This is a genomic window from Halomonas sp. A3H3, assembly GCF_000982975.1.
In the GTDB taxonomy this organism is placed as follows: domain Bacteria; phylum Pseudomonadota; class Gammaproteobacteria; order Pseudomonadales; family Halomonadaceae; genus Vreelandella; species Vreelandella titanicae.
Genome location: NZ_HG423344.1, coordinates 83,816 through 108,719, shown reverse-complemented (window position 1 = coordinate 108,719; position 24,904 = coordinate 83,816). Strand labels below are relative to the sequence as shown.

Genomic DNA, 24,904 nt, shown 5'->3' with positions numbered 1-24,904 from the left:
GGCCGCGTCGGCGGCCTGCTCGCCTTTCGGTGCAACATCCCCACCTATCGGGTCGTCCTTCGGTGCAGCGTTCCCACCGGCTGCCGCAGCCTCTTTCGGTGCAGCGTTCCCACCTATTGGATCGTCCTTCGGTGCAGTATCCCCACCGCTGACTGGCGGCGCGGCATCCTCGAAACCATCATCCAGCAGCCATGACACGTCACTTTTCGAGGCCTCATCCTGGGCCGGGACAACGCCAGCGCCAGCGGCTTCCCCTCCTTTCGGTGCAGCATCCCCACCTACGGGCTCGTCCATCGGTGCAGTGTCCCCACCGCTGACTGACGCCGTGCTGGCGCTGTCACCATCCTCGAGCAGCCAAGGCGGGCTGTCCTTCTGGGCCTTGCTCGGTGCAGGCTCCTCGCCTTTCGGTGCAACATCCCCACCGGCAGCTGGCGGCTCCACCTTCCCGGCATCGCCTCCAGGTTGTGAACCGGCGAAGAGGCTGACCTCGCATACCTCGGAGGCAGGGATGCCCTTGGGAATCTCGGCTCGCTCTTCACGCTTTCCGCTGTCCTTGGTCGGTACGACGCCACTGCCAGCACTGGTGCGCAGCGGGCCGAGCACCGTCACCTCATAGGCAGTCTCCCGCGGATACAGCCCGTGATGCTCCTCAGGAAGCTCGACGGCGATCATGCCTCGGAACTCAATGATGCCGGATCGCACGCGCCACAGCGCCTGATCAGCTGGTAGCGTCCACGTCTTGCTTGTCTCACTGCCTTCCGGCACGCCCTCAGCTTCGGTCACCAGCCACCCGCGATCATGGAGCGCCTTCAAGAGGATCTGTGTGAACTGGCCAGTCTTGCCAGGGGCGCGATAGCCGCCGCCAAGCGCCTCAGCTACACCCTGCCCCAGTTTGGTCAGGGCGGCTTCACGGATCATCGGCTCGGACAGGTACAGGCGATCGCCCACCCGAAAGCCCGCCGCCTTTACCCCCTTGGCCAGGCCCTTGACCTGATATGGCACCAGGGGGATGACGCGCAGGAAGGCATCGATCGCCAGCTCCTCCACATCCACTGACTCCAGAACCTGGCTCTTCTCGGTGCGCGTCGTGAGCCCATCGATCTCCCGTAGCTGCTGGAGGAGAGTGCTCGCTCGACGCAGGCCTTTGTCGGTGAGCCCTGGGAAGGTGCGCGGCATCTTGGAGGGCGAGTGCTCGTACTTGACCGCCAGCAGCAGGATCGCCCGTTCATCATCAGGCAGCTCCCACCAGGCGGGAAACTTCGGCAGGAGTCGACCACCCTCCTTGTCGTGAGGGGAGAGCCGTACCCATTCGCCGTCCAGTTTCGCATGCGAAATCGTCTTGCCGATGTCGTGCGCTGCCGCAGCAAGGGGCAGAAGAGGGTCGGCCCCTTCGTAATCGAAGGCCTGATCTATGACGCCGAGGTGGTGCTCGAGCAGCGTCGTCCCATGGCCATCCCCGCAGTAGGCGTCAGGGTGTGCTTGCAGGTAGCCCAGCAGCTGGTGAATCAGCGGGAGATGATGGCGGGGCACGTCACCCGCCAGCTGTGCCTTGATCGGCTTGAACTTCACCGGGTCCGGTGTGGGCATGGATGTGATGGTGAGATCCATGCCACGAAACTCGCCACGGGACTTCGCTCGATAACGACGCACGACCCGGCCGACCAACACCACCATGAGGACGATCAGCGTCCCCACGCCCATGCCGCCAACCAGCCAGGGCCAGACAGCATCGGCCCTGGCCACCACCGCCTCTGTGGCGGCTGAGGCGGCGTTCGCGGGATTGATGTCGCCCCTGTCCGCATCCCAGAAACCACGAGCCTCCAGCCACGCCTGGAGCGCTTCTGGCCCCATGGCGTAGAAGGCCACCATGCCAGCGAGGCTGTAGAAGACCGTCAGGGCAATGACGGATCGCAGGAGAGTCGAGCGATAGCCCATCAGGCTCATATCATGCGCTCCAGACGCCGAATCCGCCGATAGGTGGGCGGGTGAGTGGAGAAAAGCCCCCAGCTGGGTTCGAGGCCAGCAGGCAGGCGGCTCAGGAGATAGCAGCCGGCCACCGCCGTGGTGGCGCGTGCGGCATCGCTGTCGGCGCGATACTCCATGAGGCGGCCCAGGTGCCGGTCCAGCGCCTTGAACAGCCACAGCGCCAGCCGCAACCCCAGGAAGGCGACGTTGTAATAGAGGCGGCTGACCAGCCCCAGGACAGGTACGGGACGCAGCAGCGTGTGAATCACCAGGGCCACGCGGAGTGCCAACCGCAGGATGAGGTGCTGGGTCCACCACCAGAGGTTGGCCGAGGCATCCCCCCGGCGCAGGTGCGATCGCTCATGCGCCAGCAGCCAGTCAAGCTCTGCCTTGGGGAGGTTCAGGGCAGCCCGCGTCAGGACGACCACGCCACCCGTGGGGCTGGGCATGGCATAGGCCTGAAGGGCAGGGGACTCGTAGACCCAGACGCGATCAGCCAGCTCGCGAGCCCCGGGGAACAGGCGGCCGACCCGGTAGCTGGCTGGCGCCAGCCGATACCCTAGCCAAGCGAGGATGGAGACGGCGGCTCCCGCCAGAATGGTGCCTTGGGCCAGGGTGTGCGAGACGGCCATCTCGCCCGGTGGACGCAGCAGCTCCAGAGGCGCCCCGATGAACACCACCACAGGCAGCACCACCATGACCGAGTAGCCCACCGCCCCAGCGAGACAGGCCGACAGGGCGGATAGAAGCGCCAGCACCAGCCAACCCTACCCTCGCCCTTCGGCGAGCATGCGGATGGCTTCCTGAGTGCTGTGGCCCGCCTCGGTGAGCTTCATCAAGCGAGCCTGATCCTTCGGGTTGGTCGAGTAGAGGAAGTACGAGTAGGGGTCGACCACGAACCTGAAGAGACCACCGCCGCTCTCGTGCTTGACGAACACCTCGGAGTAGCCCGCCCCGGGCTTCACGCCACGCAGCATGTCGAACAGGAACTCGTCCTCGCCGCCCAGCTTGCCGTTCTTCTCGGCATAGTCCAGTGACGGGCCGGACTGCTTGAGCACAAACGTCCAGGGCGCGTTATCGAAGGCAGCCTGGGCAGCCGGCGAGAGGTCGGTGTCCTTGAAGCCCTGGGTGATGAAGCCGGCGCTGCCGTAATACTTACGGATACGGCGGAAAGCGGTCTCGATGAACTTGCCGCTCTTGGGGTCCGCCAGCAGATCCCAGGCCTCATCGATCAGCATCATCTTGGGGATGTTGCGGGGGCGCAGGTACATGTCCCGGGTGGTCCGCGCCATCAGCAGCGTCATCACCACGTTGCGCAGCTCGCGGTCGACGTTTAGCTCTTCCAGCTCGAGGATCGTGAACTCGTTGGAGAGGTCCAGCTGCGGCTCGCCGTTGAACCAGGCAGCGTGGCGGCCGACCGCATAGGGCTCCAGCTGCAACGCGATGTTCTTGGCCACCGGATCGCTATCTGCCCGCTTCGCCAGCCACTGGTAGACGTGCTGGGTCTCCATGACCTCACCATGCGCGTCATGGCTCTCCAGGATGGCTTTCTCGATCAGCTGGTACTCGTAGTTGTCCGGCTCCCCAAGCGGGAAGGCCATCTGCGAGATAGCGTCCTTGAGGACCGGGATCATCTCGGCGATCTCGCTCCCCCCATCATCATCGTCGTAGCGCTGCTTGCCGCGGATGCCCCAGAAGGGGTTGAGGGACACCGGGTAGTTGGGGTCGAAGCGCAGCTCCTGGCCGCCCAGCAGCTCGCACAGCTCCTTGTAGGAGCCGCCCACGTCGATGATCCGCACCACACCATCCCGACAACGCATGTCGGTGACGAACTCGTTGGCGAGGAATGACTTGCCCGCCCCCGAGGTCGCGATGACCGAGAAGTTGTAGGAGGTCGCCGAGTCGAAAATGTCGATGCACGACATTTGCCCCCGGCGCGAGACCAGGAGCAGGCCGTTGGCATAGAGGTACGGGTTGCCCTGAGGGTCTTTGCGGACCACCGGACCATTGCCGCCCCAGTCGCCCTGGCAGATCGACGCACAGGCCCCGTTGAGGCTCGAGACCATCTGTGCCCGCTGGAGGCCCGAGGTCGGCTTGTCCATGCGCGGGTTATAGCCCCAGGGCAGCGAGGACAGCCAGATCGGCAGGGTGATGTAGCGCTCGCGGGACGCCCGGAACCCTGCCTTCCGCCACAGAGAGGTAACGTAGTCGGCATCTGAGGCCGCACGCTCTGGCTCGGTGATGATGTTGATCCCGGACCACATGCGCACCGGGCAGTAACTCGAGCGGGTGTCGTTGAGCAGCTGCTGGGTGTCCCGGCGCCGAGTGAACAGGTGGGGCATCATGCCCTTGTACCACTCGGAATCGCTCATGCACTGCTTGGAGATCATCCCCATGCGCATGGTGATGTCGTTCCGCGCCTTCTCGGTCGACGGCTTGTAGATCGTGGTGTGCATCCAGTAAGCCGGCGCGATCCGGTCGGTGGCCGACTTCAGCTCGCCCAGGAGGTCACCCGTCATGTAGAGCCGCAGGTAGTCCGGGTAGGTGTCGATGGTGATCGGCACCACGTCGACTTCGCGCTCGTCATCGCTGAACTGGATGGCACCCGAGGACTTCACGCGGACGCGGGTACGCTTGTCGAAAATTGAGTCGACAAAGCTCCCACCTTCCTCCTCGAGGCGCTGAAGCTCACCAGGCACCATCTGCGGATTGGCTATCCGGCGCAGCACTCGCCGGGCGCCCAGCTCATTCATCAGCGCGGGGCCAAGGCCCATCGAGGCGAAGGCCCCCTGCACCGACTGGCGAAACTCGTCGCACATGTGGCGCCATGAACGGATCTCCTCAGCGTGCTCCGGGTCACCGTCGAAGGTCATCGTGAAGAAGGCGAAGTAATGAACCTCGCGAGGGTACAGGCGCTCGTTCGGCAGCAGGCTCTTGTTGTTGGCCGCAGCATCGAGCATATGCTGGCTCCGGCGCTCCACCAGCTCCTTGAGCATGGGGTCTTTGCAGTAGCGCAGGCGCCGGGCCTCCCAGGTCTGGATGCGGTCCTCGATCGCCGGGGAGCTGTGCGCGACGAACTGAATCACCGTGTCAGCTGGCGCCCGGGTAATCAGCGACTCGATCTGCTCCTCGATATCCTTGCCGGCGACCATGAGCGGGGAGAACTGGATGCCAAACCCCAGCTGGGGGTGCTTGCCATCATCCCTGACACAGTAGCCATCCTCGTAGTCGAGGTAGGGCAGCAGGGTGGCCGGGTCATCCCGCTCAGTCAGCGCCTCGGCCGCCTGGAGAGGGAGAGCCCGGTCTCCGTAGTCCGGTGCCCCCTGCTGAATCATGCGGCGCAACTGGTGCCGCATGCGGGTCATCGCAGTGATCTTCATCTCACTCCTCCGGGACGATCTGCATTTGCGGCTGGATGCGGTTCGGGTTCGGCTGACGGCCGCGCCCCGCAGGTGCAATGTGCAGCTCGCCTGGCGCAGGCCCGATCATGCCGGCGCCGACGCCCTGCTCGCGCAGCTCGCCATAGCGCCATGAATCGGGAAGGGTGACGTAGAGGTATTCCCCTGAGCGGAGAATCCCATCGTCACCGCGCCACGGGGCCACCCAGATACGCACGGGCTTGCCCGGTTGGTATACCGGCTGGTCAGTGAGACCGCCCCCGCTGTAGGGGCGCCACTGCTCGATTTGCTCCTCCTCAGCCTCGGAAGCGGGCTCCACGCCCTCCATCACCGACTCGCTTGAGCCCTCATTGGCCACCGCAGCGGTGTAGACATCGCTGGTGCCCACGCACTCTTCGCCGAGATCGCAGTCATGTTGGACGGTGGCGCAGCCGCCGAGGAACAGCAGGGCGCCCAGGGGGATCAACAGCTTCTTGGTCATCATCGGGTTACTCCTGGGTCGGCATCTTGTCGGCCAGCTCGTAGGCTTCCCACTCAAGCTGCTGACCTTCCTGGATCACAACGGTCCCACGGCGGCCAGAGGGAACCTCGATCACCGGGAACATGGATTCGGCTTCTTCGATGTAGCGCTCGGCCAGGATCTCCATGGCACGACCAGCCCCGCCGTACAGGCCCACCTCGCCAACGCTATCGGGGTCAACGGTGGTCACCACGCCACTGCCGGTCACGGCCTGCTCTGCCCCCTGGGCAGCGGTCGCCGCGAGGCTGCTGGCGCCTTCGGCGAAACCAGCCAGCATGGCCTTGCCCAGCAAGGCGCCAGCACGACGCTCAACATTGCCGCGCAGCCCCAGGCGGCCATCGGAGTCCACGATGTACCCATTGATGGGGGACTCGAGCATCATCCCGGTCTTGGTGTCGACGCAGGAGATCCGGGTGACATTGATGTGCGCCCGCTCGCTGGAGAGATCCCCGTAGCCACCGCCCATGCCAAAGCAGTCGGCGAGGCGATACCGGGCACTACCCGGGAGGAAGGCATCGTTCTGGATGCGGAAGAGCACCGGCTGCGGGTTGTTGCGCGTCCGTTCGGCGGCACCGAAATCGGCGCCGGTCAGCATCGCGACCTCGGAGAACGAGCCCATCGGGAGGAACCCAGCCTTCGGCGGCCCCATATCCTCTTCGTCGTCCTCTTGAGCGACTTCCTCGTTGCGGATGATCCGGGCATTGGACTCACCGCTCGAGCCATCGAGCACGATGGGTTCAGCAGGCTCATCGGGCTGCCGGAGCTGGGGCAGCTGCGAGGGGATGACCCCACCGCTCGAACCGGAGGAGGTCTGCTGGCGCGGGGGCAGGTTGCCTCGGCCTGGGTCGCTGTCACGACGCGCCAGCGGGGGCGGTGGCACCACACCGGGATCATCGCCCCGCGGCGGCCGGAGGTAATCAGTCGGGGAGCGGCTGGCATCGCTGTCGTTGTCACGCGACCCGGTGCCAATCCGCACCCCAGCATCGCCGTCGCTGTCCGAGGCATTCACCAGGCTCTCGCGCAGCTCAGCCATGGTGGTCTGCATCGCCTCGCGCTCGGTCTCCATCGAGGACTTGATCGACTCCAGCTGCTCCATGAACTCTTCGTCACGCTGCTCCTGGCGCTCACGTTGCTGGGCAATCTGCTCATTGGCGTCTCGGAGCTGGCGCTGAAGCCGAGCGATCGTGATTTCCTCGCCCTCGCGAGTATTCGGCGAGGTGTCTACGAACTCGGGAGGCGGCGGGGCACGGTCATCATCACTGTTCCGCTCGCTGATCGCCTTACTGGCCACCAGCCACACCACCAGACAGGCAGCCCCTCCATAGAGGAGCCACTTGCGCGTCTGCGCCCGCTCCAGCAGGCCTTGAGACACGATCTTGGACTTGGCCTTGGAGACGGTAGAGGCTTTGCCGCCACCGGCTTCCTCGGGCTGCTGTTTGCCTTGCTCTTCAGCCACGGTCCACCTCCACGACGATCATCCGAGGGTGCTGGCGCTCGCTCACCACATCCCCATCCAGGGAGATGGCCACGACGCCGGCCCGGTAGAAGTCTCGAGGCTCGACCTCCACGGAGGTATCCGCCGACAGGACATAGACATTCACCACATGGCCGGAGCCACGGTATTGGTCCTGGGCGGTGAGCTTGAGGGTGCCGCCATTGGGCATTTCCATGCGGGCGCTGGACGGGCGACCCGATGGCTCGAACCCGGCAGGGCGGTCACCCTGGAAGGCGGACAGGATGGTGTCGGCTATCCAGCGATCCTTGGGCCGACTTTCCTGCTCGGGCTTTTCAGAGAGGTCAGGGGCATTCCGGTAGCGGAACACCTGAGCTTCGATGTCAGCTTCCGGCGCCAGCTTCACAGTGAAAGCCTCGCCGCTCTTCAGCTGAATGAAGACAGAGAAGGGCTCTGCATCCTCAGCCGGTCGAATCAACAGGCCCCGCTTACCATCGGTGGGCACGGGGTTATCGCGCAGCTCGGCTTCCGGGGGAATCACGATCTGCGAGTACGGCTCGGGGAACACGAGCCGGTTATAGGCATCAGTGGACACAGCCACCGTCTGGACTTCATCGCTGGCGCTGGCGAAGGGGGCGGCGACCATGGCCGCCGCCGCGATCAGCCCCAGCATCTTGGGCTTGTTCATTCTTCCTCCACAGAGAAACCAGCGACGTAGGGCACGCCATCGCTGAAGGCGTAGCGGACCCGGTAGGCAATCGGCCGGTCTTCAACCTGCTCGCTGCCGATCCAGGCGCGAAGCCGTCCTGTGACCCGAACGGTGTCTTCCAGGGCCTCGGTGTGCTCTACGAACAACGCCTGCGAGCGTTCGGAGTTTTCCAGATCCGGTAGGCGGCCCTGAAGGTCGTTGCCGACCTTCGCGTACAGGGCCGGGGTCATCCGGTTCTGGAAGCGTGCGTACTGGCTCTCGACGTTGTTCGGGGTCCAGGTGCTGTGCAGCTGGGTGTCAGCCACGGCTATCTCGGTGAGGTAGTCCTCATCGGTGTAGCCGGCGCTGGCGCCCACCTCGACCGGCCCCTCCATGAGGTGCAGGTCATAGGGGACCAGCCGGGTGGGCATGTTGGCACTCAGCTGCACATAGCTCTGCATGACGTAGATCAGCAGCCCAGCCAGGAGCAGGGTGCAGAACATCCAGCCCCGGGCCGCGATCCACTGATTACGGAGTGCGTTGAGGTATTTCATCAGCGGATGTACTCCAGGCGCATGGGACGGGGGGCGTACTTGCCAAGTAACGGGTCAAGCCGCAGCCCCATGCGCCACAAGACGTGCTGAACCTGCCCCCGCTTCTGGCCGGCACGCATCTTCTTGGCCGCCATCATGAGCAAGATCCCGGCCACCAGGCCCGGGATGAAGAACCGCATGATGATCCCCACGCCGATGACCATGATGGCCACGACCACCTCGGTCATTTCCCACGCGAAGATGGGGATTGGCGCGTCGACATCTTGTGGAATCCGGTAGGACTCGTTGGACATGACCCGTTACTCCTTCTCAGGTGCCTGAGAACCAGCTGAAGATTTCCTTGATCATGAAGGGGCCGACAGCGAAGGCGCCGGCAATCCCCAGGCCAAGGAAGGCGGGAGCTGCGGACTGGCGACCGAGGCCCACCAGGCAGCCGATGATCAGCGCGAGGATGGAGATGCCGATACCGAACGGGCCATGCGCCAGCTCCTCCACCTTGTCGGCGAAGTCCTGGAACTCGGTGGACTGCGCCCAGGCGGGCATGGCCATGAAAAGCGTGGTGGCCACCAGCAGGGAACGCTCCCCGATGCGCTTCTTGTTGGTCGTCAGCGACTCGCGCAGCTGGGCGAACTTGCTGGGCTTGGTGTCGCGGATCTCGACGGAAGTAGTCATTGGTACTGATCTCCTAGTGTCGCAAGGACTTGGTTTGCGTATTGCTGGCCTACCGGGCTCTCCGGTGACCCTGCGTTGTAAGCGGCCAAGGCCGCCTCCCAGTCGCCATAGCGCGTGATGTTCTCGTAGAGAATCCACGTTCCAACGGCGATGTTCGTACACTCGTTTTCCAGCAGCTCCTGCTCGGTAATCCCCCACTGCTGGAGGTGATTCCGGTTGGTCTCTGGATCGAGCCACCATGTATTGATCTGCATGGCACCGAGGTCATAGGTGCCGTTCTTGTTCGGCCCGATACGGCCGACTGCTTGGCCGCGGCTTCCGCTTTCTTGCTGGCGGACAGCTGCGACTACCTGGATGGGCACCTCGTAGTAGGCGGCGATCTCAACGGCACAATCGGGTAGGGCGAACACTGACGACCTCCTAGCTCTGAGCCTGATCAGCAGCCGTCGCCGACTGGCGCTCGCTTTCGGCGCTGGACTGCGGGGTGGTGTCCTGCCGCTCGGCGGCCGGCTTGGGCGCCTCGAAGGGCGTCAGCATGCGTTCGGCGACCATCGCAGTTGGGGTGACCCGATCCATCACCAGGCCGACTTCCAGGCTCTCCTCGAACCCGCCCTCGGCGCCTGGCTTGGGGATCTTGCGCAGCAGGCCGGTGACGCGACCCTCGACATGCAGGGCTGTGCCGGCCGAATACTCCGCGAGGCGGTCGACCACACGGCCAAAGGCCGCCATGCCGATCACGCCGGTATGCTGGAACGAGCGGCCCAGGTCCGGGCGATCCGGTCCAATCTGGAGGTAGGCGGTGGAGGGCGGTCCCTCCTTCTCCGGGCTCTTCACGCCGCGCAGCAGGCCCACCGCGATGAAGCGGTTGAACAGGTGCTTCTCGATGTTGCCCTCGATCATCGGCGTGGCCGGCTGGATGTTGTTGGCCACCAGCTCAGCGCTCAGGTGTTGCTCGCCGGAAACCTGGGAGCGACGAACAATGCCGCCGACATGGCCGAATATCTCGATGTAGGAATCCACCGGCAGCTTGGCCGCACGGTCGGACAGGTGCCCCGGAATACGCACGATGATCTGGTTCACGGACTGGATCAGCGCATCGGTGGTGCGCTTGTTCTTGCCGACCTTCAGGACCATCAGGCCGGAGCGACCGGGCTCCTTGGGCGGCTCCTTACGGAGGATCTGGGCGTGGGCGATAAAGACGTTCATTGATCTGCCTCCAGGTGAAAAATCTCGGCGCGACGGTTGGCCGCCCGCGCTGTATCGGTCGTGCCGTCAACCAGCTTGGGGTAGGTGCCATGCCCTTCCGTCAGGAAGCGGGCATCAGGCCAGGCCTTGCGAAGCTCACTAGCGATCGCATCGGCTCGGCGTTGGGAGAGGGGACCGTTGTAGGTCTCGGGTCCGATATGGTCGGTGTACCCGACCACGAGCACGCGCCCGGTCAGCGCCTCCCCATCCAGGAAGGACGCAAGCTCTCGCTGGGAGGCCGGGGTCAGGGCGGTGGAGTCGAACTCGAAGTGGAATCGCGCCAGCGGCACGCCATCCAGGGCGTCCTTGTACTCATCCGGCATGGCCGCGTAGCGGGCCTGCCAGTACGCCTCGTCGTAGATGGTGCCGCCCTGGGCATACCGCTCCAGGCCTTTTCCGGCACCGTAGTACCAGTTGTAGGTACGGTTGGCGTAGACACCCAGGTGCTCATAGCCCGGGACCAGGACATAACGGCTGGTCAGGGTGTTGTAGGCGTCAGGCAACACCTCCCAGCGCTTGGGCTCCTCAGCCGGTGGCTGGGCCACACAGCCAGCGAGGGTGGCCACGAGCGAGGCGGCCAGCACGGGGTTTCGCAAGGACATCAAAGGTTCTCCAGATACTTGATTACCGCCTCGGCCTTCTCATCCACGTCGCCAGTCAGGCTCAGCAGCTCGACACCGGAGCGAGAGACGACAGCAAAGGCTGGGTACTCCCGCAGCTCGGCCCGCTGAGCAAGCCGGATGGCCCGCTCAATGGCCTCTACTGAGCTGCGGTCCTGAATGCGGTCTTCAGAAAATTGGTTCCAGCGGACTTGGGGAACGTGAAGCTCGAGAAGCGCCAGCACCTCATCGAGGTTTTCGAGAGGGACGCCAGTTTTCCCGGCTGTCAGGAACGCCTCACGGACCTCCTCAGCGATCCCCGGGATCTCACGGGAGGCGTAATAGGTGCGCTCGCGCCAGGCACGCTCGAGGCTTGTATGGGAGGGGAGAGGGGCGTAGCGGTACTCAAGCTCGGCGTCTTCGGCGGCCGCCTCGATCGCCGGGTGGTGAGCATTCATCGCCTGGCAGAACTGGCAATCGAAGCTGGCGAACTCGACCAGCGCGACAGGGCGCGGTTCAGCAGCCGTCGCGCCAGCACTGACCCCCACGGCGAGCAGGGTGGTGGCCAGTGTGCGAAACAGAGCGGGGAATCGACGGGGTGCGAACATCATTCGCCCTCCCCGGTCTGCGCCTCGGGATCGGTGCCTTGCTGGCTCTCAATCCAGGCGTCTTCGTGCAGCAGGCGCCACACGGTAAAGCGGCAGGCATAGTCGGCAGACTCGAAGCTCTCCTGCACCGAGTCCTGATATTCATTGAAGGTCAGCTGTGTGAGGGACGTTGCCACATTGCCGAACCACAGAACGGGCTGGCAGGTGCGCTCAATACGAGCTTCTGAGTCGGTCGCCAGGACGATCCATGCGACCCATACAAGAATGGCCACGCCGATCAGCGTGCTACCACGAACTCCCATCATATTCCGCCTCCCAGCGGTGCTCTCTCATCAGGTGCCCGAATGGGCCTCGCTGACTGATAGGGCGGCCACTGACACTAAATGGCGGGGGAGGGCGATTTTTTTCGATCGGCGTTAGATGCGCGGTCATCACGCGCTCTGCGGCAAGGGAGGAGCGCCTGCTGGCGCGGGGTCAGAACAGGGCGAGTTGGTCGGTGGGGGCCGGCGTCGTTGGGGCCGGCGCCGGGGTGGCGCGATCGGGGTAGCAGCCTGACGCATCATCAGCGCCAGCCAACCAGGCCAGGTCTTCTGCCGTCCAAGGAGCGTAGGGGGACGGCTGGTAGTTACCCAGCGTCCGGTACAGCTCATGCGATAACTGATACGCCTCTCGGCAAGTACGATCCATGCGATCACCATTCCTGTCTCGCGCCTTGCGATGCTATCCCAAGGGCCTGAGCTGGCGCGAGCGGGCAGCCCGCGCCAGCCAGTTAGACGGCTGGGCGGTTGGCCACCAGGAGCACGACCGTCACGCCGGTTCCCGCGAACTCCCCCTGCCGAGGCGCTGACCAGGACACGTCCCAGCCCGGCAGCACGTCCTTGCCGCGCAGGGAGCCGGGGAGCACGGCCACCAGGCGGCCGCCTGGGGCGACACACTTCGCCGCAGCGGCAAGGTGCAGGGCCGCACGACCCTGGCTGAAGGGCGGGTTCATGACGACCTTGTTGAAGGCGCCAGCCATGCGCCCATCTTCAGCCCAGGACAGAAAATCCGCGTGGTGACAGGTGTAGCCCTTGGCCGCGAGCACCTTGCAGTGAAGGTCCGCCAGCTCCACGCAGGTCGTCTGCGCCTGTGGCAGCCACTCAGCCAGATGGCCCTGCCCTGCACTCGGCTCCAGGATCTTGTCGTGAGGGCGAATCTCGGCGAGGTCCACAGCCTCCTCGGCCACACTCACCGGGGTCGGGTAATACTGGTGCGAGCGTTGCTCAGGCAGGCAGCCGGTCATCACGAGATGCGCCAGCGCCTCCTCGGGGTCATAGTCGAACTCGAAGGTCGCCATATCGACCTTGGCACCCCCGATGCCCGCCAGGGCCTCCTCGATGGCCTGGCGCTCGCGCTTCGACTGCTGATCGAGCGTGTACCAGGAGAGGCTGAGCTTGCGGCCGTTGAGGCGGGCGTCGGCGATCTGGCTGATCACTGCCGAGGGCAGGGGCATCTGAAGGGCGGCAAAGTGCTTCTTGCTGGCGCCAGCAGAGGGCCGCTTGCGGAAGGCAGCCGGGATCGCAGCCGGATACCGGCTCGCCAGAATGGCATTGAGCCGATACGCCAGCTCCGGGTGAACCTCCACATGGCAGGTGCCTTTCTTGTAGAGCTTGAGCCGGATGGCGCCACCATCCAGGTCATGCCATACCCCAAGGCGGCGCTTCACGAGATCCAGGGCCTTGCGGGTCGTCCCCGGCAAGGGCTCCTCGCGCCCCATGAAACGCGCCAGCACAGTGCGGAGGTCGTGGATATAGCCGCAGCGGCGAGAGTCGATGAAGTCCAGCACGTCGAGCAGGCCACCGAAGATCATCTTCTTGCTGAACCCTTCCGGGCGGTTGGTGACATGCTGGCCCGACAGGGCGCGGAACACCCCATCTACCTTCTCGGCGAAGAACTCGGCCCGCTGCAACAGCAGTTGCTCCAGGGTGGCTCGAACCGTGGCCTCCTCGAACGCAGGGGCCTTGTGGCGGCGGATCTCGTCATTCCACTCATAGCGACGGTCAGCCGGCATCACGTCGAGCACATCAGTCAGCGCCAGCGTCCGCTGCCACATGTCTGCATCCAGCGCCGCCACGGCACCCTCGACATCGAACAGCCGTGATACCTGATGGCCGCCGAATCGGGAGAGGTCGTGCTGGTTCCCCTCCAGGAAGTAGCCCATGGCCGCGCTGTATCCCTCGCCAAGAACGAGGTTGGCCAGTCCCTCGATCTCCGCTTTCCTCGTCTGGCGCTCGCCCACGAGGCCGTCAATGAGGTCGGTGGAGACGGGGGCGAAGAACTCCCCGAGGTCGTCCAGGTATTCGGTGCTGGCGCGAGTGTCGATAGCTTCGTGAATCATGTAGGTGTCCTCCCTAGTAGCGCTCGTGCGCCAGCACGGCGCCGTAGTGTTCCGCGATCAGGCCGTTGATCCGGTCAATGTGGTCGGGGCGCTTCAGCCAGAGGTGAAGGTTCCCGTTCGCAAACCAGCGACAAACCAGCCACTCCGTTTCCATCTCCCCCGCCCGGTCGCCATCGCCCATCAAGGCGGCATGGCGCTGCTCTTGCAGGCGGTGGGCCAACCGCTGTTCATGGGGCACTTGGGAAGGCTCCAGGCCCTCCAGCACCAGCAAGATGCGCTCCAGGTCATCCACGCGCTCCCTGGCGCTCCCGAAACTGCGCCAGCCGCCGTGCTCACTGAACGCTTGCTCGACCACCAGCCGCCGCTTGACCTTGAACGCACTGTGGCTGCGATACCGCTTGCAGAGGCTCTGGAACAGCTCGACCACCCCGCGCCGGAATAACTCATGGCGTGTCTCGAACAGGGCCACAAAGGTCGATTGCACGTTCTCCCGGCTCAACGGCAGAGGGTCATCATTGAGCTGGCGCTGCACCTCCTGCTTGTCCTGGGCGGTCATCACGTCACCCAGGCCGGAGCTATCGAGCAACCAGCGCCAGCCATTGGCATCGAAGGTCTGCCGCGCCTCGTTGGCGAGCCGGTCACAGAACGCCTCGGGGCGAACGCTGAGATCGTGCCAGGTCAGGTGCCGGAGCATGGAAGCAAACCGGAAGCTGCTGATGGGCATGAGGGAGGCGGCCTCGGCCAGTTGCGCCGCTGCACCCTGCACCAGCGCCAGCGCCTTTTCTCGACGCGCCAGCAGATCATCCATGGCGCCCAGGGCGGGGGACGGGAGCTGCGTCGTGTCTTGCTGCATCGGTAGCGGCCTCGCTGCGTTGTCGGTACGATGTAAACAGATTACGACACTAAAAGTATTTACATCAAGCATTTTTAGCGTGCAATGCACACTTTTAAGGAGGGCGCGTGGAAGATCGGGACATCAGCAAGGGGCAGCTCTATGCAGCTCTGGCGAGGCTAAGGCTTCGCGGAAGGGCTTGTGATGCTGCCGTTGAAGTGATCGAAGGAGTGTGCGCTACCTATGCCGAGGCCGCGCAACGCCACGGCATCAGCCGGGCGGCTGTCTCACAAGCCGCCAAGCGGATTCGGGCCGAGGTCGATCGAGCCTTCGTCACGGTCGAGGTCAGATTGCCGCACGACTGCGCGAGCGAGCTGGAGGCGTGGGTCAACGCCAAAGGGGGCAGCGTGTCGCCCAGCGACAAACCAGGCTGAGGATGCTGGGCACTGGGAGCCATGGCGGCTGGCGCACTATGGATGCCGATAGCCATGCTGGCGCAGGCCAGCCCAGCGTCACAGAGCGAGCAGCCTCTAGCGCATGACGATTCTCGCGCCCTGGAGGGACAAGCCCGAGGCGTCGGCCTTCAGGCGTCCCGTCAGGCAGAGCAGCGGCAAGCTGAGGAGAAGCGAGGGTGGCTGGCGGCTCAGGAGCGCCGACTTCAGGCAGCACCGCCAGCAGAAGGGAGGCTCAACGGTATCATCGTGCCCGAGGACAACGGGCGCGACCCTGGAAGGTGATGGCTATGGGGCCTTGCGCTGCTGTGCGATCTGGTCTGCGGCGTCCATGATCTCGCCAGCGGTGAAGTACATTTCCTTGGCCGAGGCCCCCAGATAGCCGATTGGCTTGGGGAGGTGAACATCGTACAGCGGCTGGTCGTGACGCACCGCTTCCTTCAGCTCCGCAACCCGCACATTGAGGATGCGGGCTGCGTTGGCTACGCCAATCCTTGTCGAACGAAAGTCGGCCATGCCGTTATCCCCTCCTCGGTAGTCGAGCCTGACGTGATCAGGCCGCAGGATGCCGAGCGGCATGGCGTGTGGCAAGTCACAGCGAGGCTTCGTTGCCACCCCTGACGGCGGGCCGGTAGCGGCTCAGTACGTCCTCCAGGTCATCGGGGATTTCCAGGCACGAGCGAAGATCGCATTGGGCGTGGATCAGCAGCGCCAGCTTCGGCGTCCACTCCGGCAGCCCAAGGTGGCCGATGTACTCCTCTGCCACCGGGCCAGCCAGGAACTCAGCCGCCGAATACTGGTGCTTGAGGTTGTCGCTCTTCAGGTCATCAATGGCCTTCAGGAATACCTGAGAGAGTAGCTGGCGCTCGGGCAGGGTTTCCTGTCCTCCAGGAGCGCCAACGGCAACATGGTGGCCGGGGATCAACACACTGGCGAGGGTCGAAGTGAGGTTTTCCATGGTCTTGCTACTCCCCTCCCGCGGTGGACGCCTTGTTGCTCACGGAACCGTCGATCGCGGCCATCACGTCCATGGGGCGCGATACGCGATCGAAACGGGCCTCACTGGTGCCTGTGCCTGCGGCGGACATTTCCACGGTGCCATAGCCCAGCAACCGCCCCATGATGGTCTGGTTCACCTCTGTTGAGCGGATGTGGTGGATGTGAAGCGGCGTCACGCGGCGAGCGATGATCCCATGGCGCTCTATGACGCGATCCGACTCGATGACGTACTTGTGAGCCAGTCGCTGGTAGGCCACGTTCAGCAGCCCCCAGGCGGCTACCCCCATCCCGGCCCAGGTAAGGGCGGCTGTCAGCGGCGCGGCGGGGGTCACCCCGGCCAACGTGAATGGGGCGTCGGGGGCAGCATACAGCGCCGCCCCAACGGGGATGAGCAGCCAGTAGCCCAGCAAGGCACGGTGGCTGACTCGATAGGTGATGCTCGTACTCATCGAACTATGCTCCGGCTTGGGCCACCTCCGCTTTTTCAAGCCGGTGGCGCAGTTGTGAATGAACCGTCTCAACGTGGAACAGCTCAATTTGGTCGTCAGGCCAGCGGATCAGCACGAAGCCATCGCGCAACAGGTGTGTGAGAGGGGTAGGGCCACGAATGACGGGGGAGGGAGTGCTGTCGATGCAGCGCAGCTCCCAGCGGCGAGTCGAGCGGTCATAGAGGAGCGCGGCGTTTTCCTCGCCGCCAGGCCACTCAAGGTTGCAGTCTCGGGCAAGACGCCTGACTAACTGCCGGGCCTGGCGGGTACTACGCTCGCTCATACACGACCTCCAGCCCCCAGACTCGCTCAACCGCGCTTTCGATCTCTTGCCTCACCCGATCCATCGTCAGTAATCGCGCTCCCTCCTGGTCGATCCCCAGCACGAGTTTCCCGTTGCGCTCCTGCATTGAGGCCCGTCCCACAACGAGCCTCGACAGCAGGGAAAGGTCGGCTTCTGCCTCCTGAATCAACGTGTCAGAGTCCATTATAAAGCCTTATCTATACAATACGACGTTTTTTAGTTAAGTCCACCCGGCGCATTGGCGGTCGCCTTGCCAGGCCATGCGGTTGCGGTATCAGACCAACGCCTTGCGGTACACTCGCTTTAGCGATTTCGCATGCGAAATCCTGACCCGAGGCAAGCATACTGATACTCAAAAGATGCCGCAGCGGCTTGAGCTGTAAATCGTCGTATTGTATAATTACAAGTATCGAGCCACATTGCTCGGGATCACAACCAAGGGAGAGAAGACAATGATGATCAAGCGCACATTCCAAGGTCTGGCTGCCACTTCCCTGCTCGTTCTGGCGACAGGCTGTGCCGTGCCGCAAAGCGCAGGACACCTCCAGGGGGCCGCAGCCAATGCCATCGGCGGCGTTGCCGACGCCATCAGCGGCCGCAGCTCCAATAGCGCCAGTGCCGCAGGCGCACGGGCAGCGGGACAAATGGGCGGCGTTCGTGGACTGGTCAATGGCGGCAGCGCGGGCATGAGCGGTGCCGCCTACGGCGCGGCTGGCGCAACGGCGCTGGGCGTGGTCGATAAGGGGATGCGCGGGGCTTTCGCCGCCATGCAAGGTGATCCCGAGGTGGGGTTCGAGGACGTAGCCAACATGCAGCAGAATGTCACCAAGAGCGATCCGTATGTGGACGCCGAAGGTCGCACCTGCATCGACTACCAGATCAGCGTCACAGGCGGCCCCGAGGACAGCGAGCAGAACGTCACCACTTGCCAGAACGCAAAGGGTGATTGGGAGAAAGTCTGATCGAGCTAGGGGCCGCGTCCAGCGCGGCCCCAAACTGAAAGGAGAGCATCATGGGCGATGACACCCTCAACACCTCACGTTTCACCAAGCCTGCCCTGGATATGACCCGGCTTGAGGCATACACGATGGTCGCCATGCACGCGATCCTGCTTGGCGAGGGAGGGGGCCAGCTCAGCCCCGAGGAAGTCGGAGAGAACGCGGCTGCCATGGCCGAGGCATCCCTTTCGGCTGCCTCTGACACTCTGGATGAACAAGCCAGAGAGTGATGCTCGACACGGCACAATAGCGTAGCCGTCCATGAATGTGACCCACCTTGACCGGGCAGCCGTCTCACCGCGGCTGCCCGGTTTCCGTTGGCCCCGCCTTCTTGCTTGGGAGCGTCCCGCCCTGAGCACCACGCTCTGATTTCGCATGCGGAACTGGATCACCCCGCCCTGGGGAACCCCACGCCGATTTCGCATGCGAAATCGCTACTCCCTCTGAGGTGACGGTCACGCCCCTACCCTGCTGTGACACAGGCCCTCCTTGGGCCGGGATCGACGCCTCGGGCTCTTGGCATAGTCCTATATCTGGGACTATAATAGAGCCACATCCATTCGGCGGACAGGTGAACGCATGGCATCTCCATTGGCTTTTGCCTACATCAATCAGGCCCAGCGCATGGTGGCCTTGAGGACTTTCCACCTCCCGGAAGAGGAAGCGGAAACCGTGGCCATCCTGCTGGCTAATCGCGTGATCAAAGGGGCAAGCGCCCATCGAGAATGGTTCGTCATATCCGCCGACTTTCCACGGGACTGCGCGGCGCATTACCCGAGTGAGGCCGCGCATGTCGATCTGCCGGTGTTGTGCGCCCTCGCCAAGGAAGCACGCAGCGCTGGCCATCAGTGGCTCATGCTCGACCCCGATGCGCGTCCCGTTCCTGGACTTCCCATCCACGACTGGAAAGCCACGTTTTGCAGCGAGGCTGCTGCGTAACTCTGCATCACGGAGCGATCTCATGACCGATCACAACCAGAACATTCCGCTGCGAGGCCGCAAGGCTTCCCATGAGCACCCGCAATTCCCCCGTCAGGACTGGCAGCTCGAATACCAGAACGGCGACACACAGCTCTCCTACTGGGACTGGGTTGCCAAGGTTCGCGAGGAAACACGGAGCCTCCATCACCATGCTGGCATTTGAACAAGCCCCCTCGGCGAATTGTGCCGAGGCACCCTCGACCCTCATGAGCATCCTGGAACGTCTGCTGAGTGAGCTGACACCGAAAGGGATCGGCAAGCTGGTCAACGGATCGCTCGAGCGCGTCACCCTCGGAACAGGCTGGCAGCAGCGGCAACCAGTCAGCCTCGAGGAGCTGGTGGGCGCCCTCGGGCAACAGCGCAAAGGCACGCTGACCCTCACCACCGAATCGGGTGAGACAGCCTCGCTGACCGTCGAGCCCGGCCGGCGCCTCCCCATCACCTCCATGCAGGCCTCCTGCTCGTCGGTCCTCCTCTCGGTGGTCGACGCCTGGGAGGCCTGCTGCTGGGACGCGGCGTGACCACGTTTCCATGCTTTCCAGGCCTTTCCATGCCCGGTGGTCACGCGCCCTGGATAGCTGGAAAGGCCTGCCGAGCCCCATGGGCTCGGCCTTTCCATCAACCTGACGTAAGGAATGACCCATGACGATGAAGACCGATGCAGCCCGCCGTGAACTGAGCCTGCATACCCTGTTCGACCACCTGGAGCCCGCCCAGCAACAGCAAGCGATCGATCGACTCCTCGACGGTGAGAGCTGGGACAGTGTTGCCAAGCGAGTGAACCAGTGGGTGGAAGAGGCGGACTGGGAAGCCAGCGCCATGGCCCAAAGCCAATGAGCCAGTTGAACGCCTAAGGAGGCCTTTCCACATGAGCACGAGCCGCGTCCTGGACAAGATCCAGAAGTGCATGAACCTCGCCAGCAGCGACAACCCGGCAGAAGCAGCTGCCGCGCTGCGCCAGGCCCAGAAGCTGATGGAGAAGCACAACCTGACCGCTTCAGACCTGTCGTTGCACACCGTCAGCGAGGCCGAGGCGCGGGGCGCGTCTCGTGCGAAGTCACTGCCCGCCTGGGTGGTGTTTCTGAGAAGCACCATCGGCGAGGTGTTCGGCGTGCAAGTCATGAACCGCTACCAGAAGCTCGGTGGCGTCTGGCAGAACTGGGCCGTCTTCGTCGGCATCGGCGAGAAGCCCCAGGCAGCCCAATACTGCTATGAGGTGCTGTTCCGCCAGATCAGCGCCGACCGCAACCGCTACAGGAAGGAGCTGCACCCGCGCATGGCGCCCCGTCGGAAAAGCCGCCATTGCGACCTGTTCTGCGAGTCCTGGGTGCAAGCCGTGCGCTCCAAGGTGGAGGCCATCGCGATCAGCGAGCAGGACCGCGACGTGATCGAGCGCTTCAAGGAGAAGACCTACGGTGAGCTGGAAAAGGCCGAGTGGCGCGAGCAGCCCCCAGCCAGCAGCGAGCAGGAGATCCATGCGATCCGCTCGGGACGCGAGGCAGGCAAGGCCGCGCAGCTCTTCCGCGGCGTCGGGGCGCAACCGGCCCCGGCACAGATCCACCTCGAGAAGGGCGCTCTGTAGGGCGCCTGGAGAAGCCGCGACCATGAACGATGCTATGCAGCGACTGCGGCAGAAGCTGCAAGGTGCCAAGACGCACACACCCAGCAGCACCTACGACGATGACCTCGAGCAGCAGCAGGCCATGCTGGAGATATACCCGGTGTCGCGCTGCAACTCGTGCGGCAACGTCGCCTACCCATTGAGCTGCTACTGCACCAATCCAGGCTGCGCTGACTACGCTCGGCGTGACCATCCGCTCCTCGGCAATGTGACCCTTGGCCATATCAACTTCCAGGGCCAGTGGCTCACGCCGAGCGAACACTTCTGCTGGATCGACCAGCACAAACCATCACAGGGATAGGACACTACCTATGTCACGACACGGCTTCTTCAAGGTGCTACACGACCCCACCGAGGCCCAGGAAGACCTCACCGACCTCGTAGGGTACGACCTCTATGACTGGCTCAGCCATGGCGTGGCCGGCTACGACGAGGCCATGGGGACGTTCTTCTTCAACCTCGAGGGCAGCTGGATCTTCGGGATAGAGGGCGAGGAGATACCGACCATCGGCATGCTGCAAGCCATCCTCTCGGCCATCTTCCGGGGCGCAGAGCTGCCCTTCAACCAGGAAGGCCTGAGGGCGATCGCAGAAGAGGTCGAGGGCTCTCCTGCCGTGCTCACGCCGGCAGAGTCCGCGGACCTGTCCAACAGTGTCTCGACATCGTATCTTGAGGAGCGGGTCGCGTTGGCCAACTACTTCCGCGGTGAGCCCGAGGCGGCCACCCTGAGGAGCGATGCTGAGGACGCGGCCTCGGTCCCCGAGGCGGCGCCGGAACCCGCTGAAGCGCCGGGTGAGCCCAAGCGAGGCTTTCTGAGCAAGGCCCTACATTCCCTCTTCACAAACCGATAATCCCTGATGCCCAAGCCCTCCAACCTCATAGACTCCTGGCTCCACGTCGCCACCGCTGGCGGCACGCACCCCAAGTCGGAGGCCCTGGCCCAGCTCAACCGCGACCTGGGCACCAAGTACCGTCCGAACAGGCTCTATGAATGGCGGGCTGGCACCTTTCCGGTGCCGTCTCATGTGCAGGCCTACATGCTGCATGCCGCGCTCAGCTGGATCATCCAGGAGGAGGGCGGCAACGTGCCAGAGGATGACGCTGGATTCACCGACAGGGTGCTTCAGCGCATGCTCCCCCCGCCAAGGGCGAAGTAGCGCCTTCCGCTTCGTCTCAGCCCATTCTCACGCTGGGCAGCTCATCCCATGAGGTCAGAAACCGCGGCGTCTGCCGTGCATGCCGCTGGCACCAGCGCTCATCCTGACGGCGGCCCCCAAGCCTCACCGTGCCCCGGCCGAACTCGCGGTTGAGGGCATCCATCACGCCCATCACCTTCGCCGACTGCTGGCGCTCGGCTTCCGTCTGTTGACCCTCGAGCCAATCGAGCTGCATGCCTTCACGATCCACGAGGTCGACCATCATGACTCCTGCCTTGGCATAGAGCAGTCCTGGCCGGTAGATGGCCTCCAGGGCGCGTTGTGCCGCAGCGACGATGAGCCGGCTGTCATCGGTCGGCCGCGGCAAGGTGAGGGTCAGGCTGGGAAAGTCCTGGGGGAGGTCGCTGCGAAAGCGAGGCGTCGACAGGAACACCATCACGGCCCGGGCCACGGACTGCTGGCGGCGCACCTTCTCGGCGCCAGCCTGCGTATGCGATCGAACCGCCTCGCGCAGATCCTCGAGGCGCCCGGTGGTGCTCCCGAACGTGCGGCTGGTCATGATGTTCTGGCGTTTCTGGTCGATGTCATCCAGGCGGATCACATCCTGGCCGCGCAGCTCCCATAGGGTCCGCTCGAGCACAATGCCAAAGCGTCTGCGGATCTCGCTGGGGTTGGCCTCGCGAAGATCCAGGGCGGTGTGGATACGCAGCCGCGCCAGCTTCTCGCCTGTCCGGCTCGCCACGCCCCACACATCCGTCACGGGCATGTGCTCCAGGTGAGCCCGGGTTGTTGGGTGGCCCGCCTCGAGGACGCACCGTGGAGCTCACCTACACCCTGTGCACGATTCCGGACTGGCACCACGCGCTGGAGTAGATGCATCGCGTGCTCAAGCCGGGTGGCTAACTGCTGTTCTACGAATACGGTACGCCGCTCGACGAGGACGTGTGGCAGCACCGGTTCAACCCACTATGTCGCAGAGTGGCGGAGGCGATCTCAACCGTGCCATCCTCGAGCTCTTCGAGTACGCTAGCCTCGTATCCAGCGAATGGAAACGGGCTATCTGCCAAAGGTCCCGCGGGTTGCCGGTTTCAATTTCGGGGGAGCCACTGGCCCCCCTTCCTTTGATCAAGCCCGCGTGTGATGAGGCTATCAACAGGCATGTGCTGGAGAAAGTTGAACTGCTTGTTCGAGGTGGAGAACTTGAAGTCCTCGTGACCTTCCCCCTGATTTAGGTCCACCCACCTATCAAAGCGTTAAATCTCCCCACTACATTTATAGAGTCACGCATCCTTGTTCATGGTTGTCACAAATTTGACATCCGCGGGCGTTATATATGACATTTCATATGCTTTCGGGGCCACCACCATGACCAAGCAGCGCGTGCTCTTCCTGTGCAATGCCAACTCCGCCCGCTCGCTGATGGGTGAGGCCTTGCTGCGCCATCTGGCCGGCGATCGGTTCGAGGCATTCAGCGCCGGCAGCGAACCGGATGAACCCCATTCGCTGACCCTGGCGACACTGACGAAGCAGGGCATATCCACCGAGGGACTGGCCAGCAAGTCGCTGGACGACTTCGCCGGCGAACATTTCAATGCCGTCATCGTGCTCTGTGACAAGGCCCAGCAGGCGTGCCGGGACTGGCAGGGCAGCAGTGACGAGCATCTCTACTGGGATATTCGCGATCCGCGTCTGATCGAGCGCCGGGACGCCTACGAGCAGGCACTCAACGAGATTCGTCAGCGCCTCTCGCTGTGGCTGCAAATCAAGGCGCGGGACGATATCCAACGCTAACCATCCAACGACTCAACACGAGAGGTCCCCATGACAGTACGTATCGGCATCAATGGGTTAGGGCGTATCGGCCGCCTGGTCCTGCGTAGCCTCTGGGCGCGCGTCGCGGCGGGCGAGGTGGCACTTTCACGTATCAACGACCCGGGCGGCGATGCCGCGACCTTCGCCCACCTGCTGGAGTTCGACTCCGTCCACGGCCACTGGTCGCCGGGGCAGGGCATCGTCGCCGAAGCCGATGCCATCGTCATCGACGGTCACCGCATCCCCTTCAGCGCCAACAAGGCCCTGGAGGAGAGCGACTGGTCCGGCTGTCAGGTCGCCATCGAGTGTTCCGGCAAGATGAAGACCACCGGTAAGCTTCAGGCCTACCTCGACCAAGGTGTCGAGCGCGTGGTGGTCAGCGCGCCGGTGAAGGAAGAGGGCGTGCTCAACATGGTGGTGGGGGTCAACGACGACAAATACGACCCCGAGGTCCATCGCATCGTCACCGCGGCGAGCTGCACCACCAACTGCCTGGCGCCGGTGGTCAAGGTGATCCACGAGACGTACGGCATTCGCCACGGCTCCATGACCACGGTGCATGACATCACCAACACCCAGACCATCCTCGATGCGCCCCACAAGGATCTGCGCCGGGCCCGCGCCTGCGGCATGAGCCTGATTCCCACTACCACCGGTTCCGCCAAGGCGATCACCGTCATCTTCCCGGAGCTCGAAGGCAAGCTGAACGGTCACGCCGTGCGCGTGCCGCTAGCCAACGCCTCACTCACCGACATGGTCTTCGAGCTCGAGCGGGAGGTCACGGTAGAGGAGGTCAACACGGCGCTCAAGGCCGCCGCCGATGGCGAGCTCGCCGGCATCCTGGGGTACGAGGAGCGCCCGCTGGTCTCCATCGACTACCGCACCGACCCGCGCAGCTCGATCATCGATGCGCTCTCGACCATGGTGGTCAACGGCACCCAGCTCAAGCTCTACGCCTGGTACGACAACGAGTGGGGCTACGCCAACCGCACCGCCGAGCTGGCGCTCAAGGTGGGGAGTGAGCAGGTGGGGAATGGCTGAGAGCTTGGCAAACCGTCTGAAGGCGCTGCCCTTCGAGGTCCGCCAGTACCTGCTGATCACCGGCAACTACTGGGCCTTCACCCTCACCGATGGCGCCCTACGCATGCTGGTGGTGTTGCACTTCCATCAGCTGGGTTACT

37 protein-coding genes and 1 pseudogene are annotated in these 24,904 nt (G+C 64.0%); 15 read left to right on the top strand and 23 right to left on the bottom strand.

The features are described 5' to 3' along the window. From HALA3H3_RS25585 to HALA3H3_RS25505, 17 genes are all read right to left on the bottom strand, one after another. A partial coding sequence (locus HALA3H3_RS25585) for an HD domain-containing protein (RefSeq protein ID WP_158414258.1) occupies positions 1-1,944 on the bottom strand: 1,944 nt, incomplete at its 3' end. After that, a complete protein-coding gene (locus HALA3H3_RS25580; RefSeq protein WP_022524280.1) occupies positions 1,941-2,723 on the bottom strand; it encodes a M48 family metallopeptidase in 783 nt (260 codons plus the stop codon). The genes HALA3H3_RS25585 and HALA3H3_RS25580, both read right to left, overlap by 4 nt. 9 nt (positions 2,724-2,732) lie before the next feature. Continuing rightward, positions 2,733-5,345 (bottom strand): TraG/VirB4 family ATPase, encoded by a 2,613-nt coding sequence (locus HALA3H3_RS25575; protein WP_022524279.1) that lies wholly within the window; start codon positions 5,343-5,345, stop codon positions 2,733-2,735. 1 nt (position 5,346) lies between these two features. Further along, a complete protein-coding gene (locus tag HALA3H3_RS25570; RefSeq protein WP_022524278.1) occupies positions 5,347-5,847 on the bottom strand; it encodes a TraV family lipoprotein in 501 nt (166 codons plus the stop codon). 4 nt (positions 5,848-5,851) lie between these two features. Beyond that, positions 5,852-7,339, bottom strand: coding sequence for a TrbI/VirB10 family protein (locus HALA3H3_RS25565; RefSeq protein WP_022524277.1), 1,488 nt, complete (start codon positions 7,337-7,339; stop codon positions 5,852-5,854). Further along, positions 7,332-8,024 carry a TraK domain-containing protein gene (locus HALA3H3_RS25560; RefSeq protein ID WP_022524276.1) on the bottom strand — a complete coding sequence of 231 codons (693 nt, stop codon included), beginning with the start codon at positions 8,022-8,024 and terminating at the stop codon, positions 7,332-7,334. Before HALA3H3_RS25560 ends, HALA3H3_RS25565 begins: the two co-directional genes overlap by 8 nt. Beyond that, a complete protein-coding gene (locus HALA3H3_RS25555) occupies positions 8,021-8,578 on the bottom strand; it encodes a TraE/TraK family type IV conjugative transfer system protein (protein ID WP_022524275.1) in 558 nt (185 codons plus the stop codon). Before HALA3H3_RS25555 ends, HALA3H3_RS25560 begins: the two co-directional genes overlap by 4 nt. Then, positions 8,578-8,871 (bottom strand): type IV conjugative transfer system protein TraL, encoded by a 294-nt coding sequence (gene traL, locus HALA3H3_RS25550; protein WP_022524274.1) that lies wholly within the window; start codon positions 8,869-8,871, stop codon positions 8,578-8,580. Before traL ends, HALA3H3_RS25555 begins: the two co-directional genes overlap by 1 nt. A 16-nt stretch (positions 8,872-8,887) precedes the next feature. Next, entirely contained in the window at positions 8,888-9,250 is a 363-nt protein-coding gene (locus HALA3H3_RS25545) for a TrbC/VirB2 family protein (protein ID WP_022524273.1), read from the bottom strand. Next, positions 9,247-9,660: a lytic transglycosylase domain-containing protein gene (locus HALA3H3_RS25540; RefSeq protein ID WP_022524272.1), complete on the bottom strand. Its 414-nt coding sequence runs from the start codon at positions 9,658-9,660 to the stop codon at positions 9,247-9,249. Before HALA3H3_RS25540 ends, HALA3H3_RS25545 begins: the two co-directional genes overlap by 4 nt. Before the next feature lie 10 nt (positions 9,661-9,670). After that, a complete protein-coding gene (locus HALA3H3_RS25535; protein ID WP_022524271.1) occupies positions 9,671-10,456 on the bottom strand; it encodes a hypothetical protein in 786 nt (261 codons plus the stop codon). Beyond that, the gene (locus tag HALA3H3_RS25530; RefSeq protein ID WP_053857272.1) at positions 10,453-11,097 is read right to left on the bottom strand and encodes an OmpA family protein; all 645 of its coding nucleotides are present in this window, start codon (positions 11,095-11,097) and stop codon (positions 10,453-10,455) included. Before HALA3H3_RS25530 ends, HALA3H3_RS25535 begins: the two co-directional genes overlap by 4 nt. Further along, complete coding sequence (locus HALA3H3_RS25525; protein ID WP_022524269.1) at positions 11,097-11,705, bottom strand: thioredoxin domain-containing protein; 609 nt, start codon at positions 11,703-11,705, stop codon at positions 11,097-11,099. Before HALA3H3_RS25525 ends, HALA3H3_RS25530 begins: the two co-directional genes overlap by 1 nt. Further along, complete coding sequence (locus HALA3H3_RS25520) at positions 11,702-12,007, bottom strand: hypothetical protein (protein WP_022524268.1); 306 nt, start codon at positions 12,005-12,007, stop codon at positions 11,702-11,704. Before HALA3H3_RS25520 ends, HALA3H3_RS25525 begins: the two co-directional genes overlap by 4 nt. A gap of 169 nt (positions 12,008-12,176) precedes the next feature. After that, positions 12,177-12,389, bottom strand: a complete 213-nt coding sequence (locus HALA3H3_RS25515) for a hypothetical protein (protein WP_022524267.1) — start codon at positions 12,387-12,389, stop codon at positions 12,177-12,179. 82 nt (positions 12,390-12,471) lie between these two features. Then, positions 12,472-14,079, bottom strand: a complete 1,608-nt coding sequence (locus HALA3H3_RS25510) for a DUF4942 domain-containing protein (RefSeq protein WP_022524266.1) — start codon at positions 14,077-14,079, stop codon at positions 12,472-12,474. 13 nt (positions 14,080-14,092) lie between these two features. Next, positions 14,093-14,932: a DUF4942 domain-containing protein gene (locus HALA3H3_RS25505; RefSeq protein WP_022524265.1), complete on the bottom strand. Its 840-nt coding sequence runs from the start codon at positions 14,930-14,932 to the stop codon at positions 14,093-14,095. A gap of 107 nt (positions 14,933-15,039) precedes the next feature. On the opposite strand from HALA3H3_RS25505, the gene HALA3H3_RS25500 reads away from it, so the two are divergent. Together HALA3H3_RS25500 and HALA3H3_RS25495 are read left to right on the top strand one after the other, a co-directional pair. Further along, positions 15,040-15,345 carry a hypothetical protein gene (locus tag HALA3H3_RS25500; RefSeq protein ID WP_022524264.1) on the top strand — a complete coding sequence of 102 codons (306 nt, stop codon included), beginning with the start codon at positions 15,040-15,042 and terminating at the stop codon, positions 15,343-15,345. A 21-nt stretch (positions 15,346-15,366) separates the two neighbouring features. After that, positions 15,367-15,648, top strand: a complete 282-nt coding sequence (locus tag HALA3H3_RS25495) for a hypothetical protein (protein WP_022524263.1) — start codon at positions 15,367-15,369, stop codon at positions 15,646-15,648. Positions 15,649-15,651: 3 nt separating this feature from the next. On the opposite strand, the gene HALA3H3_RS25490 is transcribed toward HALA3H3_RS25495, so the two are convergent. The 5 genes from HALA3H3_RS25490 to HALA3H3_RS25470 all read right to left on the bottom strand — a co-directional run bounded on the left by HALA3H3_RS25490 (position 15,652) and on the right by HALA3H3_RS25470 (position 17,338). After that, on the bottom strand, positions 15,652-15,879 hold the full coding sequence (locus HALA3H3_RS25490) for a hypothetical protein (RefSeq protein ID WP_022524262.1): 228 nt from the start codon (positions 15,877-15,879) through the stop codon (positions 15,652-15,654). Positions 15,880-15,955: 76 nt separating this feature from the next. Next, positions 15,956-16,321, bottom strand: coding sequence for a hypothetical protein (locus HALA3H3_RS25485; RefSeq protein ID WP_022524261.1), 366 nt, complete (start codon positions 16,319-16,321; stop codon positions 15,956-15,958). A 7-nt stretch (positions 16,322-16,328) separates the two neighbouring features. After that, a complete protein-coding gene (locus HALA3H3_RS25480) occupies positions 16,329-16,811 on the bottom strand; it encodes a PH domain-containing protein (protein ID WP_053857271.1) in 483 nt (160 codons plus the stop codon). A gap of 4 nt (positions 16,812-16,815) precedes the next feature. Beyond that, positions 16,816-17,133, bottom strand: a complete 318-nt coding sequence (locus HALA3H3_RS25475) for a hypothetical protein (protein ID WP_022524259.1) — start codon at positions 17,131-17,133, stop codon at positions 16,816-16,818. Beyond that, a complete protein-coding gene (locus HALA3H3_RS25470; RefSeq protein WP_022524258.1) occupies positions 17,120-17,338 on the bottom strand; it encodes a hypothetical protein in 219 nt (72 codons plus the stop codon). The genes HALA3H3_RS25475 and HALA3H3_RS25470 overlap by 14 nt, the downstream gene beginning before the upstream one ends. Before the next feature lie 268 nt (positions 17,339-17,606). On the opposite strand from HALA3H3_RS25470, the gene HALA3H3_RS25465 reads away from it, so the two are divergent. From HALA3H3_RS25465 to HALA3H3_RS25420, 10 genes are all read left to right on the top strand, one after another. Next, entirely contained in the window at positions 17,607-18,116 is a 510-nt protein-coding gene (locus HALA3H3_RS25465; RefSeq protein WP_022524257.1) for a hypothetical protein, read from the top strand. A gap of 50 nt (positions 18,117-18,166) precedes the next feature. Next, complete coding sequence (locus HALA3H3_RS25460; protein ID WP_022524256.1) at positions 18,167-18,382, top strand: hypothetical protein; 216 nt, start codon at positions 18,167-18,169, stop codon at positions 18,380-18,382. Positions 18,383-18,731: 349 nt separating this feature from the next. Further along, positions 18,732-19,091 (top strand): DUF5983 family protein, encoded by a 360-nt coding sequence (locus HALA3H3_RS25455; RefSeq protein WP_022524255.1) that lies wholly within the window; start codon positions 18,732-18,734, stop codon positions 19,089-19,091. Positions 19,092-19,113: 22 nt separating this feature from the next. Next, positions 19,114-19,296, top strand: coding sequence for a hypothetical protein (locus HALA3H3_RS25450; protein WP_022524254.1), 183 nt, complete (start codon positions 19,114-19,116; stop codon positions 19,294-19,296). Further along, positions 19,283-19,654, top strand: coding sequence for a hypothetical protein (locus HALA3H3_RS25445; protein WP_022524253.1), 372 nt, complete (start codon positions 19,283-19,285; stop codon positions 19,652-19,654). The genes HALA3H3_RS25450 and HALA3H3_RS25445 overlap by 14 nt, the downstream gene beginning before the upstream one ends. Positions 19,655-19,775: 121 nt before the next feature. Beyond that, positions 19,776-19,970 carry a hypothetical protein gene (locus HALA3H3_RS25440; protein ID WP_022524252.1) on the top strand — a complete coding sequence of 65 codons (195 nt, stop codon included), beginning with the start codon at positions 19,776-19,778 and terminating at the stop codon, positions 19,968-19,970. A 31-nt stretch (positions 19,971-20,001) separates the two neighbouring features. Then, positions 20,002-20,715 carry a DUF7168 domain-containing protein gene (locus HALA3H3_RS25435; protein WP_022524251.1) on the top strand — a complete coding sequence of 238 codons (714 nt, stop codon included), beginning with the start codon at positions 20,002-20,004 and terminating at the stop codon, positions 20,713-20,715. Between the two features lie 22 nt (positions 20,716-20,737). Then, complete coding sequence (locus HALA3H3_RS25430) at positions 20,738-21,055, top strand: hypothetical protein (protein WP_053857270.1); 318 nt, start codon at positions 20,738-20,740, stop codon at positions 21,053-21,055. A 10-nt stretch (positions 21,056-21,065) separates the two neighbouring features. Further along, positions 21,066-21,605 (top strand): hypothetical protein, encoded by a 540-nt coding sequence (locus tag HALA3H3_RS25425; protein WP_022524250.1) that lies wholly within the window; start codon positions 21,066-21,068, stop codon positions 21,603-21,605. 6 nt (positions 21,606-21,611) lie between these two features. Further along, positions 21,612-21,911 (top strand): hypothetical protein, encoded by a 300-nt coding sequence (locus HALA3H3_RS25420; protein WP_022524249.1) that lies wholly within the window; start codon positions 21,612-21,614, stop codon positions 21,909-21,911. Between the two features lie 16 nt (positions 21,912-21,927). Here the strand turns inward: HALA3H3_RS25420 and HALA3H3_RS25415 are convergent, their stop codons facing one another. After that, entirely contained in the window at positions 21,928-22,677 is a 750-nt protein-coding gene (locus HALA3H3_RS25415; protein ID WP_022524248.1) for a DinB/UmuC family translesion DNA polymerase, read from the bottom strand. A gap of 599 nt (positions 22,678-23,276) precedes the next feature. Between HALA3H3_RS25415 and HALA3H3_RS25405 the strand changes: the two genes are divergently transcribed. From HALA3H3_RS25405 to HALA3H3_RS27570, 3 genes and pseudogenes are all read left to right on the top strand, one after another. Then, complete coding sequence (locus HALA3H3_RS25405) at positions 23,277-23,702, top strand: arsenate reductase ArsC (protein ID WP_053857268.1); 426 nt, start codon at positions 23,277-23,279, stop codon at positions 23,700-23,702. 30 nt (positions 23,703-23,732) lie between these two features. Further along, a complete protein-coding gene (locus tag HALA3H3_RS25400; protein ID WP_022524245.1) occupies positions 23,733-24,764 on the top strand; it encodes an ArsJ-associated glyceraldehyde-3-phosphate dehydrogenase in 1,032 nt (343 codons plus the stop codon). Further along, positions 24,757-24,904 (top strand): annotated as a pseudogene (locus tag HALA3H3_RS27570) (organoarsenical effux MFS transporter ArsJ); the annotation flags it as partial. The gene HALA3H3_RS25400 and the pseudogene HALA3H3_RS27570, both read left to right, overlap by 8 nt.